Here is a 15,821-nt window from a genome sequence, read left to right as displayed (position 1 = left end):
GGCGGGCGGCGCGGAGACATCACATATCGCAGCGCCACCCGTCATCGCGCGGCAACGCCGCGCAACGGCGACGCACATCACGGGCTCGAGGTTTCGCGCACCTCGCGCAAGGCCCGGCTGAAGAGGTGATTGAAGATGCGATCGCAATTTCCGCATTGGTCATGATGATGCTTTGAAGGCTGCTGTCGCGCTGGTATTGCTTGATGGCCACCGACGGGCCGTGTCAGGCGGCAGAGCGATCGTGCGAAGGTGGCTCCCGCTGCAATCCGTCCAGATGGCGCAGGATGTTGCGAGCGGCGGCGAGGGCGATGTCCCGCCGCACGCTGTCGACCGCCGAGCCAATGTGGGGGGTCAGAACCGTGCGGGCATGAGAGAGCAGTCGCGGCTCGACGCCGGCGGGCCGATCAGGCCGGGCCCAGTCCTCCGTCTCGAACACGTCGGCCGCATACCCGCCGAGATGGTTCGCCTCTAGGGCGTTGGCGACCGCCGCCTCGTCCACCAGCGATCCGCGGGCGGGGTTGATGAGGAGCGCGCCCGGCTTCATGGCCGCGATCGCCGCCGCATCGATCAGGTGGCGCGACTCCGCGTTCAATGGCAGCGCCAACACCAGATAGTCACTGCGTGCCAGCAACTCTGCCAGATCGCGCCGCAGGAGCCCCTGCGCATCCTCCGCGGCGGGAGAAAGCGGGTGCGCGTCGCAATAGGAGATGCGGCAGCGGAATGGCCGCACGCGGTGGGCGATGGCCTGGCCCACGGCACCCATGCCCACGATGCCCACCTCCGCCCCATCGAGCCCCATGCCGTAGAGTACCGGCCGCCAGCCGGCGAACGGGTGCTGGCGGATCAGCCGGTCGCCGGCGAGCAGATTGCGGCCGAGGGCGATCATGAGGCCGACGGCGAGTTCTGCGGTGGGCGCGGTGAGCAGGTCGGGCACGATGGTCACGTCGACGCCGCGCGCCCGGCACGCCTCCATGTCGAAATTGTCTGCTCCCTTCAGGGCGCAGGCGACGACCTTCAGATCCGGGCAGGCTTCGAGGAAGGCGCCATCCACGTGGTCCGTCATGAAGGCCAGGATGGCGTCGGCGTCGCGCGCGCGGCGCAGGAGTTCCGCGCGCGGCCACGGCTCGCGGGTGGTGTTGGCCTCTACCGCACCGCGGGTGGAAAGCAGATCTAGCACCTCGGGGTGGACCCAGTTGGTGACGAGGGTCTTGCGAGCCATGGATGTCTCTTGCGGCAGGAGTGGGATCAAGCGGAGGCGAGGCAGAAGGTGGCGAAGCGCCGGGCCATGGAGGATTGCGGGCTTTCGCGGCCGAGGCCGATGAACAAGGTCTTGAAGATGTCGGCCTCCTCCAGTTCCAGCATGGTGAGCGTGCCGGCCTTCACCTCCTCGGCCACGGAATAGGCGAACACCACGGAAAGGCCGAGCCCGGCCTTGACCGCCTCCTTCACGGCGGCGGTGCTGCCGAGTTGGCGTGCCACGCGCAGGCGCCCAGCATCGGGCCCGAACATGCCGGCGAGCGCCCGGCCGGTGCCGGTGCCGGGCTCGCCGCCGATGATGGGATGGTCGAGCAGTGCCTGGCGCGGAATGCAGCGCTCCTTCGCGAGCGGATGGTCGGGGCCGGCAATCACCACCAACTTCTCTCGGCGCCAGCCCTGCCATTCCACGGCCGGGTGGTCCTCGCTCCATTCGGTGAGAGCGATGTCCGCCTCGCCGGCGATGAGGGCGTCCACCGCATGGCGGTTGGTGGTGATGACGAGGTCCACCGTGCCGGGCCGATCCAGGTCGCGCTCGAACACGGCGATGAGGCGCGGCGCAAGATAGACTCCTACGTTGCCGCTGGCATGCACCACCAGGCGGCGATCGGAGACGACGGCGCGGGCACGGTCGGCGCTGGCTATGAGGGAGCGGGCCTTCGGCAGGAACAACTCGCCGTCACGGGTGGGGACCGCGCGGCTGCGGTTGCGCACCACGAGGGGCACGCCGACGAACTCCTCGAGCTTGCGCAACTGCTGCGAGACGGCCGGCTGCGAGCAGGCAAGGCGCTCCGCTGCCGACTGGATGCCGCCCTCATCGATGACCGCCAGAAAGGTCTGAACCTGAGACAGATTCAGCATGCGCATGCCCCCGCCCTTGTGCGGCCACAGCCGCTCCATCCCTTGCACCGGAATGTATGCATTAAACGAATGTATGTTGCAACTTCATATTTAATTGGCATTTCCCGCACGTTGGTGAGCTCATTCATATTGTGTCGGAAACATATGGATAAAATCGCATCCGCGCGCCCTCTTCGCCGCCAGCGTCATCAAAATGAAATGCAATTGTTGTCTATTTTTCATTGAGATATGTAATCTATCTGCCGCCAAGAAGGCGCCCACGGAGTTGCATCGTGCGGCAGCCCCGCCGGCGGGCCGTCTCGGCGCGCACGCCATAAACCCATGAGGTCGACATGATCACGCGTCGTCGCTTCGGGGCGCTTGCCGCCTCCGCGCTCTCGCTTCCCCTCGTTTCCGGTGCCGCGCACGGCCAGCAGATGCGCGACGGCAAGCTCCACCTGCGCTTCGCCATCGCCCCCCTGCGGCCAACTCCCGCCATCACCATCAAGGAATTTGAACCGGTGTTCCGCTATCTGGCGGGCGAACTCGGCGCCACCTACGAGTTGGTCAGCCCGGAGAGCTGGGCTGCCATCTCGGTGGCCATGAGCAACGGCCACGTGGATGTGGGCTGGCTCGGCCCGTGGGGCTACGTGCTGGCCAACCAGCACGCCGGCACCGAGGTGATCGCCACCGCCAAGTATCGCGGCAAGCCGTTCTACCACGCCATCATCGAGGGGCGGCCGGATCTCCCCATCAAGGAGTTTCCAAAGGATGCCAGGGGCATGAAGCTGTCCCTAAGCGACCAGGGCAACACCTCCGGCTGGCTCATCCCCTACGCCTTCCTGGTGAAGAGCGGCATCGATCCGCGCGACTTCTTCCAACTGCGCGAGGGGGCCACCTTCGGCAACAACGTGTCCATGATCCAGCAGGGCCTCATCGACCTCGGTTCCGACATGGACCGCGGCCGCAACGGCATGATCGAGGCCGGCGAGATGGATCCGGCCAAGGTGGTCGTCTACTGGACCTCCCAGGAACTGCCCAATGACGCAATCTGTGTGCCCAAGGGCTTCGACCCGGCGTTGAAGACGAAGATCCGCGACATTCTCGTCTCCCTCCCGGAGGACAAGGCGCAGGCGCTCATGGGCAGCGGCTACAACGGCTTCGTGCCAGCCACCCATGCCGATTACGGCATCATAGAGGAAGCCGGCCGCGTCACCGGCAAGCTGAAGTCCTGATCCGCGCGGGCCGGTGCCTTCGGGCACCGGCCACGTCGCGCCCGGCATGAAGCCGGGCGTCCGTTTCATAGCGCGCCGAGCCAGGGGAGACCGTCCATGACCATCGCAAGCTTCGAGGAGACACGCTACGTCGAGCCGGCCCGGTCGCTACTAACGTGGCACAATCTGCGGCGGGGGCTCGTCTTCCTCGCCGTGACCCTGTTCCTCGGGATGTGCTTCGCGGCGGCGAAGGTGGACCTGGCGAAGCTCGTGGACGGGCTGCCGAAGATCGCCTCCTGGTTCCAGCAGATGTTTCCGCCGGACGTACGGGATATCGACCGGGTGCTGCGCGACGCATTCCAGACCCTCGCCATGGCCACGGTGGGCACCATCGGCGCCCTTCTCGTGTGCATCCCACTGGTGCCGCTTGCCGCGCGCAACACCACGCCGAATCTTCTGGTCTATCGTTTGGTGCGGGCGGTGTTCGGGGTGCTGCGCGGCACCGAGATCCTGGTATTCGCCCTCATCTTCGTGGCGGCGGTGGGGTTCGGCCCTTTCACTGGCGTGCTGGCCGTCATGTTCAACATGGTGGGCGCCCTCGGCAAGCTGCTCACTGAGGTGATCGAGCCGGCCGATCGCGGCCCGGTGGAGGCGTTGGAGCTCACCGGTGCCGGCCCGGTGCGCGCGTTCCGCTACGCCCTCCTGCCGGACGTGTGGCCGAACATCGTCGCCGTCACCCTCTACATCTGGGAGTTCAACGTGCGCGCCTCCACGGTGCTGGGCATCGTCGGTGCCGGCGGCATCGGCCAGACGCTGAAGGACTCCATCGACCTGCTCGACTTTCCTAAGTTGGCCACCGTGCTGGGCGTCATCCTCGCCATGGTGATCGCCATCGACACCCTGAGCGCCCACTTGCGCCGTCTCGTGCTGAGCCCCGAGACCGCCGCCACCCGCGCCGGCACGCCGACGCGCCTTTTCGAAGGCGAAAGCCGCGCCTGAGCGGCCCATGGGAGTTGACCGATGAAGAGCATCGCCCCTGCGCATCTGCCGCACGACCGTTCCCTGGGCGAGGAGGAGGGTGCCGCAATCGTCGTGCGCGACCTGAGCAAGGCGTTCGACGGTCGCGTGGTGCTGGATCGCGTCTCCTGCACCGTGCCTGCCGGCCAGTTCGTGGTGCTGCTCGGCCCCTCCGGGTGCGGCAAGTCCACCCTGTTCCGCTGCCTGACCCGCCTGGTGGAGCCGGATGCCGGAAGCGTCACCATCCGCGGCACCGAGGTGACTGCCCTGAAGCCCGCTGCCCTTGAGGCGCTGCGCCGGGAGGTGGGGTTCGTGTTTCAGCAGTTCAATCTGGTAAAGCGCTTCAGCGCCATCGACAACGTGCTGGCGGCCCGGCTCGCGACGACGCCCCTGTGGCGGGTGCTGCTGCGCCGCTTCCGCGCGCGGGACCGGCAATTGGCGCTCGCCTGCCTCGACAGCGTGGGCCTCATGGACCAAGCCTATCAGCGCGCGGAGCGTCTTTCCGGCGGGCAGCAGCAGCGGGTCGCCATCGCCCGCGCCTTCGCCCAGCAGGCGGAACTGATCCTCGCCGACGAGCCCATATCCAGCCTCGATCCGGAATCCTCCGAGAACGTGCTGCAGATCCTGCAGCGGGCGGCGCGGGAGCGCGGCTTCTCGGTGTTGTGCAGCCTGCATCAGGTGGATCTCGCCGTGCGCTACGCCGACCGCATCATCGCCCTGCGCCAGGGGCGCCTGTTCTTCGACGGCCCGGCGGCCGCCTTCACCCCCGGCCTGCGGGAGGACCTGTATCGTGCCGCCCGTTCCTGAGACCGCGACGCCCGCTGACACCGCAGAATGGGCCGCGATCGCCACCGTGCTTGCCCGCGGCGATGATCGCGGCCGGCTTCTGGAAATCCTGCTGGAGGTCCGCGACGCCAAGGGCGGGATCGGCATCTCTCAGGCCGGGCTTCTGGCGCTGGCCGAGCGCCTGCGCCTGTTCCCCTCCGAGGCATACGAGGTGGCCACCGCATTTCCGGCGGTGAACTACGCCGCCACCACGCCCTATGCCGCCGACGGCTGCGGCGATCTGGTGTGCGGCCTGCTGCACGGCGCGCTCGGCGCCGGAGTGTGCCGCAACCGTTGTGACGGGCCCCGCCCCGAACCCGTTCCGCGCTCCTTCGCGGCCTACCGGGCGGCAGGGGGCTACGGGCAGCTCGGCCGCATCATGGCCGATCCCGGCGCGGCGGCGCAGATGTTGGAGCGGCTGTCGGTGCACCAGGCGGTGGGGCGGGCGGGCGTCGGCTTCCCGGTGGCGGAGAAGTGGCGGCAGGTGATCGCTGCCGGCGGCACGCCGGTGGTCATCGTGAACGGCGACGAGGGCGAGCTTGCCATCTTCAAGGACCGCTTCATCCTGGAGAACGACCCGCACGGCGTGATCGAGGCGGCCCTGGTGGCCGCGCGGGTGATAGGCGCGGACCAGGTGTTCCTCTACGTGCGCGACGACTACGTCCCCATCCACGCCATCCTGCGTCAAGCGCTGATGGAGGTGGCGGGGGCCGGCCTCGCGGAGGGCCTCGCCCTGGAGCTGCGGCGCAGCGGTGGTGCTTTCATCTGCGGCGAGGAAACGGCGCTCATCGCGAGCCTCGAGGGACGCCCGGCCCGCCCTGTCGAGCGCCCGCCCTTTCCCACCGCCTGCGGCTATCTCGGCCGGCCCACCTTGCTGCACAACGTGGAGACCTTCTATCGCGTCACTGCAGCGTGGGGCGGCACGCTGGGCTCGCCTGCCTCGGCCCTCCTGGATCCCGAGGTTCGGCTGTTCAGCGTCTCGGGCCGGGTGTGCGCACCGGGGCCGAAGCCGATGCGCGGTCTGTTGCGCCTCGCCGACCTGGTGGAGATCGCCGGTGGAATGCAGGACGGCCATGCCCTCGGCGGCATGGTGATCGGCGGATCGGCGGGGGCGCTGGTGAGCGCCGCAGACTGCTACAGGCCGCTTGCCGATCTGCTGGACGAAGGGCTGCGCCTCGGCACGGGCGGGGCGATCGTGTTCGGCGCGACAGACGAGCCGCGCGCCATTGCCGCCCGCATGGCGGCCTATCTGGCACGGGAGAGCTGTGGCCAGTGTGGGCCCTGCCGCATCGGCACCGCGCACGCCTCGCGCGCCCTGGCTGCGCCGGGCCCGCTGGATCAGCATCTTCTCGAAGACCTCGCAGCGGTCATGGGCGAAGCCTCCCTGTGCGCGCTCGGGCGCAATGCGGGCCGCTTCCTCGGGCGGCTGTCCATCCCCGGCCGCGGTGTTAGCGCATGAGCCTCATCAACTTCACCATCGACGGCCAGCCCGTTGCCGCGCAGGACGGGCAGAGCCTGCTGCAGGCGGCCACCGCCGCCGGACTCGACCTACCTCACCTGTGCGCTTCTACGCGCGATGGCTTCGCGCCCATGGGCAGCTGTCGCACCTGCCTGGTGGAGGTGGAGGGCGAAGCCGAGTTGGTTCCTGCCTGCCGCCACAGGGTCCGGACCGGACTCGCCGTGCGCACCGACACGCCGCGCGCCGCGCGGGTGCGGCGGCTCGCGGTCAGCCTGCTCGCCTCCGAGATGAGCGCCGCGGCGAAGGCGCGCCACCCCGACACGCCGTTCCTCGATCTCGTCGCGCGCACCGGAGCCGATCCCGATCGCTTCGGCCACCGGGCGGCAGGCCGTCCCGCGGATGCCAGCCACCCCGCCATTGTCCTCGACCCGGAGGCGTGCATCCGCTGCGGCAAGTGCCGGGCGGGATGCCGTGACGTGCAGGTGAATGGGGTCATCGCCCTCGCCGGGCGAGGCGACGGCATCCACGTGACATTCGATGCCGGGATGGCCATGGGGGAGAGCAACTGCGCCTCCTGCGGGGAATGCGCCCAGCTCTGCCCCACCGGCGCGCTGGCGCCCAAGGCGCTGGAGCGGGCCGGTGGACGGACCGCGGTGACGGCCAAGGGCGAAACGGTCTGCCCCTTCTGCAGCGTCGGCTGCCGGGTCACCCTGCATATGGTCGACGACGAGGTGGCGTGGGCGGAAGGTGCCGACGGCCCGGCGAACCGCGGTCGGTTGTGTGTCAAGGGCCGCTTCGGCTTTTCCTACCTGAGGCATCCGGATCGCCTCACCGTGCCCCTGGTGCGCCGGGCGGATGCGCCCAAGGATCCGGCCCTCGCCCTGCGCGGCGCCGCGGTGCTGGACCTGTTCCGTCCCGTTGACTGGGACGAGGCGCTGGACACCGCCGCTCGTGGCTTCGCCCGGTTGCGCGCGGCGCACGGCCCCGGATCTCTGGCGGTGCTAGGGTCGGCAAAGGGTTCGAACGAAGATGCCTATCTCCTGCAGAAACTCGCACGCATGGGCTTGGGCACCCCCCATGTTGACCACTGCACACGCTTGTGCGCCTCGGTGCCGCCGCTGGCGGAGGCCACCGGCTTCGCCGCCGTGACCGCCCCCATCGAGGAGATCGCCTGCGCCGAGGTGGTGCTGATGGTGGGCAGCAACCCGGACAGCAACCATCCGGTGGCCGCCTCCTTCATGAAGAATGCCTTTCGGCGTGGGACGAAGCTCATCCTGGTGGATCCCGGCATTCAGGCCCTGTCGCGGTTCGCCACCCATCACCTCAGGACGGCCCCGGGGACGGATGTGGCCCTGCTCTCCGCCATGACGCGCGTGGTGATTGAGGAGGGGCTCCACGACCGGGATTTCGTCTCTGGGCGGCTGGAGGGCTTCGAGGCGCTGCGCGCGCGGGTCGCACCTTTCACGCCGGAGATGGCGGCCGGCCTCACGGGCGTTCCGGCGCAGGACATCGTGGCCGCCGCCCGCCTGTTCGCCGGGACGCGCGCGGCCATGACCTTCTGGGGCATGGGTGCCTCGCAGCACGCCTTCGGCGCGGACAACATCCGGGCCGTCATCGCCCTCGCTCTCGTGTGCGGGCAGGTGGGTCGTCCCGGCGCGGGCCTCCATCCCCTGCGCGGGCAGAACAACGTGCAGGGCTCCTGCGACGCCGGCCTGTTGCCCAACTATCTCCCCGGCTACCGGCCGCTTGCGCAGGCAGGTCACACGGTGGTGGAAATGTTCGATGCGGCCCGTCGAGGGGCGGTGCGCGGGCTCTATGTGGTGGGTGGCAACCCGGCCATGGCCAACCCGGACCTCGCCGTCACCCGCGCCGGGCTGGCCTGCCTGGAGCATCTGGTGGTGCAGGATATCTTCCCCACCGAGACCGCGGCCTTCGCCGATGTGATCCTGCCCGCAGCGGCGCTGGCGGAGCGGGCGGGTACCGTGACCAATACCGACCGACTGGTGCAACGCATCGCACCGGCGCTGCCCCTGCCCGGCGGCGCGCGACCGGACTGGCGCATCATTCGCGACATCGGCGCGCGCCTCGGCCTATCGTGGGCAAATCTGACTGTGGAGAGCCTGTTCGAGGACATGGCGCAGGAACTGCCCACCCTTGCCGGCTTCAGCTGGCGGATGATGGTCCAAGACGACCATGCGCGCTACCCCTTGCGCCCAGCCGGCGCCGGCGAGAGCCTGTTCGGCGATGATTTTCCCCGCGGGGCCAAGGCCGCCATCGTGCCTCTCGACGCGAGTGGTGCGGACGAGATGACGGACGCCGACTATCCCTTCATCCTGATGACCGGCCGCCTGCGCGAACACTGGCACACGGGCACCATGACCCGCCGCTCGCCGGTGCTGGAGGCCCTGAGCCCGGAGCCGCAGGCCCACATGCATCCTGACGACCTCGCCCGGCTGGGCGTGACCGTCGGAGGGGAAGTGGAGGTACGCACGCGCCGCGGGATGGTGCATCTCGCCGCTATGCCCGATCGGGCGGTGCGGCCGGGCGTCGTGTGGATGGCCATGTCCTTCTTCGAGGCGGCTGCGAACGAACTGACGGTGAACCGACTGGATCCCACCACCCGCGTGCCGGACTTCAAGTTCTGCGCGGCGGCGGTGGAGAAAAAAACATATACCTGACCACGATAGACTATAAGTTCCACGACACACTGCCGATCGCTGCCATATTAATGGCCAGATCTTCATATAATAATACTATATCTTATCGTTTATAATTGGCACCGAATTGGAAATTAATTGACCATCTTGCGCAATTCATGTGTAATCGGTTTGTGGAGTGCCACTGCGCCATATTAGGTTGTGTGGACGGATTTTGATGAGGATGAGGATGAGGATGAGGATGAGGATGAGGATGAGGATGAGGATGAGGATGAAGCTGAAGGCGAGAGCGACGATGGCGGCGAAGCCGCATTCGGTCTTCTCGCAGCGCAGGGCGACGCGCTTGAAGCGCTTGAGCTTTCCGAAGCACTGCTCGATGCGGGCGCGCCCCCTGTAAAGCGCCTTCGGGAAGAAGGCTGGGCGCTCCTTCGCGTTGGATTTGAAAGGGATGGCGGACGCGATGCCGCGCGCCCGGGCGATGGCCCGGTTGGCCTTGGCGTCATAGCCCTTGTCGGCGAGCGCCGCGCGCGGCGTGACATCGGGACCCAGATCCAGCAGCAGCTTGAAGAGCGGACTGTCGCCGGCTTCCCCGCCGGTCAGGTGGAAGGCGATCGGCAGGCCGTCGAAGTCGCTCTTGAGGTGGATCTTGGTGGAGAAGCCGCCGCGCGAACGGCCGAGGGCTTGGCCGTCCTGCCCCCTTTTGCTCCGGCGGCGGAGACGTGGGCGCGCACCACGGTGGAATCGAACATCTGGACCAGATGGGCCGTGCGGCTCAGCGAGGCCAGGGTTTCGAAGTAAAGCTCGAACACGCCGGCCTGACGTAGCCGCCAGAACCGTTTCCAGACGCTATTCCACGCGCCGAACTCGGCAGGCAGTGCCCGCCAGGTGATGTTGTGCACAGTGAAATAGTGCATGGCTTCGAGGAACTTGCGATCGTCGCGACCCTTGTCGCCGCGCCGTGAACGGCAGGCGCGGAACACCTCCAGCGCCAGCGCCCAATCCTCGTCCGTCATCCGCGTCAGCATGGTCGATCTCGCCAAAAGCCGACCCGCTATGAATCACCGAAAGGGGCAGAAGGGAATCCCCTCTGCCTAAACCCACCGCAATCCGTCCACACGGCCTAGCGTGAGGTGTCGAGGCCTTACACCAATTGATTATAATATCGATCCGACCGCAACCCAATATATCCAGAGATAGTTTCTGAAAGTTGCTTAAATTTTCTGGACAAGCAGATTTTATGAACCGTAACCTAGACTAATTAGGTGACGAATTTTTCCATTGCCGCCATGCTCGATGGCTCTCCGAGCCAATGAGTGACAAAGGGATAGAGATACAATGCCTGACATGCTGGGCTGCGCTCGCTCTCCACCAGCGGCGAGCGACAGGCGATGCCATGTTACCGGCAGCCGCCGACCAGGGCTTTCACATCCCTGGCACCAGCACTCAAACTGAGCGATAGCTCAACAAAAAAGCACCCAAGAGAGCGATTGGCTGCACGTGTGCGCATCAAGATTCCTGCGCGACTGATGTGCCATGTCTGGCGCCGAAGGCAATCGTCGCGTCCCCTTTCTGCCATCATAGACCCTCCCACGCCCAAGTCGCGGGTGACCGGCAAGCTGACCTGAATTTCGAGCATTCGGTCCACTCCGTCACGGATGGCCGATCCTGTTTCCTATCAAGCGGTGAGTGGAATGCGCGTGAAAAGGCTTGTTCGATCAATCCCAACGGATCGCAGGGGCCGGCGGACATCTATCGCCTCGCTGCTGCGGCACACCGGCCTAGGGCTCGGACCCATAAAATAATTGGCCTTCGCAGCATGTTGTGATTCATCAGTCCGTGGAGGATCTGATGATGAGCGGAGACCGTTTCTGGCTCACGGATGCGCAGTTTGCGCGGCTTGAGCCGTATCTGCCCAGGGACACGCGCGGCAAGCCGCGTGTCGATGACCGGCGGGTGATCAGCGGCATCGTGCATGTCCTGAAATCGGGCGGCCGATGGATCGACGCGCCGCCCGAATATGGGCCGCGCAAGACGCTCTACAACCGCTTTGTCCGATGGGCTGCCAAGGGGATCTGGACAGACCTCTTCCATGCTCTCGCCAGCGCAGGAGGTCCTCCCGCCCAGGTGCTGATCGACAGTTCTGCGGTCAAAGCTCATCGCTCCGCTTCTGGTGGAAAAGGGGGGAGAGCAGTCAGGCGATCGGCCGCTCGCGGGGCGGGCGCACGACCAAAATCCATGCGCTGACAGACCGCCACTGCCGACCGGTCGCATTCCTGCTGACCGGCGGACAGGTCGCAGATTGCACCGCTGGAGCGGTTCTGCTGCGCCAGATGTCCAGTGCCCGCATCCTCCATGGTGACAAGGGCTACGATAGCGATGCGATCCGCCGACAGGTCGAGGGCATGGGCGCCATGCCGAACATTCCGCCCCGCTCCAACAGGCTCTGGAAGAACTGCTTCTCTCCCGTGCTCTACCGCGACCGAAACGCCATCGAGCGCATGTTCTGCCGCCTGAAAGACTTCCGGCGCATCGCCACACGATATGACCGCCTCGCCATCAACTTCCTTGCAGCAGTCAGCATCGCGGCAACCGTCAGCTACTGGTTATGAGTCTGGACCCTAGGGCTGGCCGCGCTCGGCGCGTCGGTGTCGCATAACGCCTTGGCGCAGAGTCTGTCCACCGCCGATCCCGCGAGTTGGCGCACGCCGGAATACAAGGCCGATTGGGGCTTGGAAGCCATGCACGCCGCCAACGCCTATGCGGCGGGCTACACCGGCCTGGGTGTGACGGTGGGTGTTGTTGATTCAGGTGTCTATAGTGCCCACCCGGAATTCGCCGATGGCCGCGTCAAGCCGCTCACCATCACCGGGACCTTCGGATCGGACGGCTTCTATTTTATGGACGGGTCCGGAAAGCCGCAGAATCAGTCGCCACAACCAAGCTTCTTCAAGGCGGGTGATTCTTATACCGCTCCGGGAACGTACAGCCCCATCTACAACGATCCACACGGGACACACGTCACAGGGACGATCGGGGCCTCCCGAGACGGCGTCGGCATGCAAGGCGTGGCGTTCAATGCCAATGTCTACGTCACCAACACACAAACGAACGACTCGGCACGATACGGAACGAACGTTGATTATGCCTACTTCAAAAACGCTTATGGTAGCCTAGCGGCGGCCGGCGCACGTGTGATTAATTCCTCTTGGGGCAGCCCGCCTACTGGAGACAATTACAACACCATCCAAGGCTTACGCACAGCTTATTCTAAATTTTCTGGCAAGCTCAGCTACGTCGACGCGCTTTCCGAGACCACAAAACAATACAATATTATTCAGGTATTTGCGGCGGGAAACACCGGATACAGCAACCCAAACGTTAGATCTTCGCTACCTTATTTCAGACCGGATCTTGAGAGCAATTGGCTTGCCGTAGGCGCAGCTGCTAAGGGGGGCAATGGCGGCCTAAATCCCGGAGATCTTGTCCTCGCGAGCTATTCAAATCGAGCCGGCGTCGCCAAATATTGGTACGTTGTCGCACCAGGCAGCGCTATCAACAGTACGGTTCCTACCTATGCGCCAGGCGCTCGATGGAATCTCGGTGAATGGGCTATCAATCCAAACAAGCAGACCGGCTACACAACAGTGAACGGCACCTCCATGGCCGCGCCCCATGCCACTGGCGCGCTGGCCCTGATCATGGAGCGATTTCCCTATATGACCAACCAGCAGGCCCGCGATGTCCTGCTCACCACGGCCTATCACCGCAACGTGGTCGCCGGCGTGGCGGATGCCAATCCCAATGCTCCCAACGCCGTCTGGGGTTGGGGCGTGATCGATCTCAATAAGGCCATGAATGGCCCAGGGCAATTTCTTGGCTCAGTCGCCGCGAACCTCCCGGCCGGCACCCGCGATACCTGGTCCAACAACATCTCCGAGGACGCCCTCATCCAGCGCAAGCAGGAGAATGACGCAGCGGCGGCCGCATGGGCAGCCCGCAAGGCCGCCCATGATCCGACACTCACCCCCGAGTGGCAGACCGAGATTCAGGTGGAGACCACGCGCGTCGCGGCTTTCGCCGATGTCCCTACCCGCGGCAGCCTGATTAAGGCCGGAGACGGCATTCTCACGCTCACCGGAACCAATAGCTATTCCGGCGGCACCACATTCGCTGGGGGTATTCTGTCGGTGGCCCGTGACGCCAACCTCGGCGCGGCGGCGGGGGGCCTTACCTTTGACGGCGGCATCCTCCAGGTCACCGGCACCAGCTTCACCACCACCGGCCGGGCCATCACCTGGGGCAACGGCGGCGGCGGCTTCGATATTGCCAGCCTGGACAATACCTTCACCCTGAACCAGTCCCTTTCCGGCACCGGCGGCCTCGCCAAGCTCGGGGCAGGAACCCTGGTTTTCACCGCCACCCACAGCTTCACCGGCCAGGCGACCCTCGCCGGCGGCGGCCTCCAGCTTACCGAAACCGCGAGCCTCATCGCCCCGGTCGTCACCTTGGCAGGAACCACCCTCACCAACGCAGGAACCCTGGCCGGCGGCGTCACCAATGCCGGCACCCTGATCACCACCGGCACCATTGCCGGCGGGCTCAGCAATACCGGCTTTGTCCAGGCCGCCGGCGTGCTCGCCGGAACGGTGAGCAATGCCTCCGGCGCAGCCGTCGCCCTCACCGGCAGCACCACAGGCATCACCCGCCTAAGCAATAACGGCGCCATCGATCTCGGCGGCACCGCCCTGACGGTCGGATCGCTCACCGGCACCACAGCCACCGCCGTTATTGGCAATGGCCAGCTCACGGTAGGCACAGACGGCAGCTCCGCCAGCTATGCCGGACAGATCGTCGATGGCGCCAGCCGCACCAGCCTCACCAAGGCCGGTGCCGGCACCCTCACCCTCACCGGCAACAACTCCTATACCGGCCTCACCACCGTCACCGGCGGCCTGCTGTCGGTGAACGGCGCCTTCTCCTCGACGCTGGCCATCGGCACCTCGGGCACCCTGCGCGGCTCCGGCACCCTCTCCGGCCCGCTGGTGGTGGCCGGGCGGCTGGCGCCGGGCAACTCGCCCGGCACCCTCACCGTCAACGGGCCGGTGACGCTCGCCAGCACCTCCACCTTCCAGACCGACATCGACGGCACCGGCACCGGAACCGGCGCGGGCAATTATTCCCGCCTCGTCACCACCGGCACCAACGGCACAGTCACCGTGGCCGGAACCCTGGCGCCCACCCTGCGCGGCATCACCGGCAGCGCAACCAACAGCTACACCCCGCCGCTGGGCACCAGCTTCACGGTGATCCAGAGCAGCGCCGGCCTCTCCGGCTCCTTCGCCGGCCTGGCCCAGCCGGCGAGCGGCCTGCCCGCCTCCACCCGCTTCGATGCCCTCTACGGCCCCACCAGCCTGGCGCTGGTGGTCACCCCGCTGTGGTACGGCAACCTGGCGGCCAACGGCCTGGCCACCACCGCCAATGCCAGCGCGCTCGGCAGCGCGGTGGACAGCATTCGCCCGGTGGCCGGCATTGCTCTGACCGGAGCCAATGCCGGGCTGTTCAACAGCCTCTACAGCCTGGCCCCGACGGCATTGGCCGCCGCCCTCAGCCAGATGACCGGCGAGGTCTATGCCTCCACCGCCGCCCAGACCTTCGATGACGCCCGCCAGGTGCGCGCCGCCATCAACGAGCGCCTGGACGACGCCACCGGGCCCAAGCCCGACAAGGCCACCGCCAAGCTCTCGTCGAGCCTGAACGTCGCCGTGTGGGCCACCGGCTACGGCGGCTGGGGCAATGCCTCCGGCGACGGCCTCGCCTCCCTGGGCTGGACCCAGAGCGGCTTCATCGCCGGTGCCGACGTCAAGGTGTTCGACACCACCCGCCTCGGCATCGCCGCCGGCTTCGGCCAGTCCGATGGCCATGTGGACAGCCTCAACTCCAAGGCCGACAACAGCCACACCGACCTGGCGCTCTATGGCGTCTCGCAACGTCGCCTTCGGCACCTTCTCCAACGGCCTGGGTAGCAGCTACAACGGCAACACCGCCCAGGTGTTCGGCGAAGTCTCGCGTCCGTTCGCTTTCGGACCGGCTCAGGTGTCGCCGTTCGCGGCGGTGGCCTATGTGAACCAGAACTTCGACGCCTTCTCCGAAACCGGCGGCGCCGCCGCACTCTCAGGCTCGGCGCAGTCCATGAGCACCACGCTTACCACCCTGGGCGCGCGGCTAAGCACCGACATGGTGGTGGGCAACGGCCTCTTCACCCCCAGCCTCAAGCTGGGCTGGCAGCATGCCTTCGGCGACGTGGACACGACGTCGGTGATGTGGCTGAACGGCTCCACCCCGTTCCTGGTCTCCGGCACGCCCATCGCCCGCGATGCGCTGGCGCTCAATGTGGGCCTCAGCTATGCCTTCAACGACGCGGTCAGCGCCGGCTTCGCCTATGACGGCGTGCTCGGCTCCGATGCGCAGAGCAACACGCTCAAGGGCAATCTGCGGGTCAATTTCTGAGCCATCCCCCAGACAAAGAGGACGGCATCCTGCATCGGATGCCGTCCT

The 15,821-nt window shown here is 66.6% G+C and carries 11 protein-coding genes and 1 pseudogene; 8 read left to right on the top strand and 4 right to left on the bottom strand.

What is annotated here, in order from left to right; translation table 11 throughout:
• Positions 1 to 223: 223 nt before the first annotated feature.
• Complete coding sequence (locus D7006_RS23425; protein WP_063112041.1) at positions 224 to 1,219, bottom strand: phosphonate dehydrogenase; 996 nt, start codon at positions 1,217 to 1,219, stop codon at positions 224 to 226.
• A gap of 26 nt (positions 1,220 to 1,245) precedes the next feature.
• Complete coding sequence (locus D7006_RS23420; protein ID WP_200671161.1) at positions 1,246 to 2,115, bottom strand: LysR family transcriptional regulator; 870 nt, start codon at positions 2,113 to 2,115, stop codon at positions 1,246 to 1,248.
• Positions 2,116 to 2,447: 332 nt separating this feature from the next.
• On the opposite strand from D7006_RS23420, the gene D7006_RS23415 reads away from it, so the two are divergent.
• From D7006_RS23415 to D7006_RS23395, 5 genes are all read left to right on the top strand, one after another.
• Entirely contained in the window at positions 2,448 to 3,329 is an 882-nt protein-coding gene (locus tag D7006_RS23415; protein ID WP_082772847.1) for a phosphate/phosphite/phosphonate ABC transporter substrate-binding protein, read from the top strand.
• A 96-nt stretch (positions 3,330 to 3,425) separates the two neighbouring features.
• Positions 3,426 to 4,307, top strand: coding sequence for a phosphonate ABC transporter, permease protein PhnE (phnE, locus tag D7006_RS23410; protein WP_063112043.1), 882 nt, complete (start codon positions 3,426 to 3,428; stop codon positions 4,305 to 4,307).
• A 21-nt stretch (positions 4,308 to 4,328) separates the two neighbouring features.
• Positions 4,329 to 5,132, top strand: a complete 804-nt coding sequence (gene phnC / locus D7006_RS23405) for a phosphonate ABC transporter ATP-binding protein (protein WP_082772846.1) — start codon at positions 4,329 to 4,331, stop codon at positions 5,130 to 5,132.
• Positions 5,116 to 6,609 carry an NADH-ubiquinone oxidoreductase-F iron-sulfur binding region domain-containing protein gene (locus tag D7006_RS23400; RefSeq protein ID WP_063112044.1) on the top strand — a complete coding sequence of 498 codons (1,494 nt, stop codon included), beginning with the start codon at positions 5,116 to 5,118 and terminating at the stop codon, positions 6,607 to 6,609. The genes phnC and D7006_RS23400 overlap by 17 nt, the downstream gene beginning before the upstream one ends.
• The gene (locus D7006_RS23395; RefSeq protein ID WP_063112045.1) at positions 6,606 to 9,287 is read left to right on the top strand and encodes a molybdopterin-dependent oxidoreductase; all 2,682 of its coding nucleotides are present in this window, start codon (positions 6,606 to 6,608) and stop codon (positions 9,285 to 9,287) included. Before D7006_RS23400 ends, D7006_RS23395 begins: the two co-directional genes overlap by 4 nt.
• A 135-nt stretch (positions 9,288 to 9,422) precedes the next feature.
• Here D7006_RS23395 and D7006_RS25475 read toward each other — a convergent pair whose 3' ends face one another.
• Positions 9,423 to 10,097 carry an IS5 family transposase gene (locus D7006_RS25475; RefSeq protein WP_371745139.1) on the bottom strand — a complete coding sequence of 225 codons (675 nt, stop codon included), beginning with the start codon at positions 10,095 to 10,097 and terminating at the stop codon, positions 9,423 to 9,425.
• A gap of 29 nt (positions 10,098 to 10,126) precedes the next feature.
• Positions 10,127 to 10,279 (bottom strand): annotated as a pseudogene (locus D7006_RS25470) (transposase); the annotation flags it as partial.
• Between the two features lie 838 nt (positions 10,280 to 11,117).
• Here D7006_RS25470 and D7006_RS23385 point away from each other — a divergent pair.
• The 3 genes from D7006_RS23385 to D7006_RS23375 all read left to right on the top strand — a co-directional run bounded on the left by D7006_RS23385 (position 11,118) and on the right by D7006_RS23375 (position 15,773).
• Positions 11,118 to 11,875, top strand: a protein-coding gene (locus tag D7006_RS23385; RefSeq protein ID WP_133866454.1) for an IS5 family transposase whose coding sequence is annotated in 2 segments (ribosomal slippage) — positions 11,118 to 11,454 and positions 11,454 to 11,875 — 759 coding nt in all. Because the reading frame shifts where the segments join, the coding sequence is not laid out codon by codon here.
• A gap of 129 nt (positions 11,876 to 12,004) precedes the next feature.
• The gene (locus tag D7006_RS23380; protein ID WP_082772844.1) at positions 12,005 to 15,289 is read left to right on the top strand and encodes a S8 family serine peptidase; all 3,285 of its coding nucleotides are present in this window, start codon (positions 12,005 to 12,007) and stop codon (positions 15,287 to 15,289) included.
• On the top strand, positions 15,240 to 15,773 hold the full coding sequence (locus D7006_RS23375) for an autotransporter outer membrane beta-barrel domain-containing protein (protein ID WP_063112050.1): 534 nt from the start codon (positions 15,240 to 15,242) through the stop codon (positions 15,771 to 15,773). Before D7006_RS23380 ends, D7006_RS23375 begins: the two co-directional genes overlap by 50 nt.
• Positions 15,774 to 15,821 lie beyond the last annotated feature (48 nt).

The organism is Xanthobacter sp. YC-JY1 (assembly GCF_021730305.1).
GTDB classification, from domain to species: Bacteria; Pseudomonadota; Alphaproteobacteria; order Rhizobiales; family Xanthobacteraceae; genus Xanthobacter; species Xanthobacter flavus.
This window is presented reverse-complemented; position numbering and strand designations above follow the sequence as displayed.

Coding starts and splice junctions, on each gene's coding strand:
- D7006_RS23425 (WP_063112041.1), bottom strand. CDS start 1,219: ATGGCTCGCAAGACCCTCGTCACCAACTGGGTCCACCCCGAGGTGCTA.
- D7006_RS23420 (WP_200671161.1), bottom strand. CDS start 2,115: ATGCTGAATCTGTCTCAGGTTCAGACCTTTCTGGCGGTCATCGATGAG.
- D7006_RS23415 (WP_082772847.1), top strand. CDS start 2,448: ATGATCACGCGTCGTCGCTTCGGGGCGCTTGCCGCCTCCGCGCTCTCG.
- phnE (WP_063112043.1), top strand. CDS start 3,426: ATGACCATCGCAAGCTTCGAGGAGACACGCTACGTCGAGCCGGCCCGG.
- phnC (WP_082772846.1), top strand. CDS start 4,329: ATGAAGAGCATCGCCCCTGCGCATCTGCCGCACGACCGTTCCCTGGGC.
- D7006_RS23395 (WP_063112045.1), top strand. CDS start 6,606: ATGAGCCTCATCAACTTCACCATCGACGGCCAGCCCGTTGCCGCGCAG.
- D7006_RS23380 (WP_082772844.1), top strand. CDS start 12,005: ATGCACGCCGCCAACGCCTATGCGGCGGGCTACACCGGCCTGGGTGTG.
- D7006_RS23375 (WP_063112050.1), top strand. CDS start 15,240: ATGGCGTCTCGCAACGTCGCCTTCGGCACCTTCTCCAACGGCCTGGGT.